Genomic DNA, 735 nt, shown 5'->3' on the forward strand with positions numbered 1-735 from the left:
TGCATCTGCTTCTCCCGTTTCTGCCCTGTAGATTTAGTCTACTTTGTAGATCCAGAAACTCTAACTCAGCGTGTCCTTCGTGAACCTAAAGCTACTCAGCTTGGTCGTCAAGGTGCTTTCGAAATCTGGCAACTGGTTATCGAAGCTGGTCTGTGCTTGTCACATCCATATGCTGCTGGCGTCATTGAGGTAAAGTAAGTAGCGGACTTACAGTTACACTAGACACCTACTCAATTGTGGCTACTGCTGGTAATAAAGTGGTTGCTACAATTAGTGGTGGTAGTGGTAGTTATACTGTTGAAGTCAAGAATGGTTCTCAAACGGCTGACGGTTACAACGGTGCTTCACCTTATACTTATACGTATGAGACTGCTGATGGTACTGGTGTGTTCGTAATCAATGTCGTCGATGCGAATGATGCTACTAAAACAGGTTCTGCTCAATTTGCTGTAACGTCTGCGCCTATCCCCTTAAATGCAACAATTAACTCTAGTGCAATTCATGTTGGTGATAGTGTTGCGGTGACAATTACTAGTGGTTCTGGTGACTATAATGTAGAAGTCTTTAATGGTACCTCCTCTGTCCACACAGAAGATCTCCCAGCTAATGCTACTTCTTACGTTTATACGGCCAGTGCTGTAGGTAATTACAAAATTACCGTAACGGATAAAACAACTAATCAGACTAAAGATTTGACATTTGATGTAACAGTCGTTCCTAGTACATTTACTAACT

Annotated in this window: 2 protein-coding genes; both read left to right on the forward strand. The window is 42.2% G+C overall.

The annotated features are described in order from the left end of the window. On the forward strand, nucleotides 1–198 hold a 198-nt coding region (locus tag N1032_RS25175), incomplete at its 5' end, for a DUF5309 domain-containing protein (protein WP_259543307.1). Nucleotides 199–236: 38 nt separating this feature from the next. Continuing rightward, a partial coding sequence (locus tag N1032_RS25180; protein WP_259543309.1) for a hypothetical protein occupies nucleotides 237–735 on the forward strand: 499 nt, incomplete at its 3' end.

It is taken from the genome of Herbiconiux daphne, assembly GCF_024979295.1.
Taxonomy (GTDB): Bacteria; Actinomycetota; Actinomycetes; order Actinomycetales; family Microbacteriaceae; genus Herbiconiux; species Herbiconiux daphnes.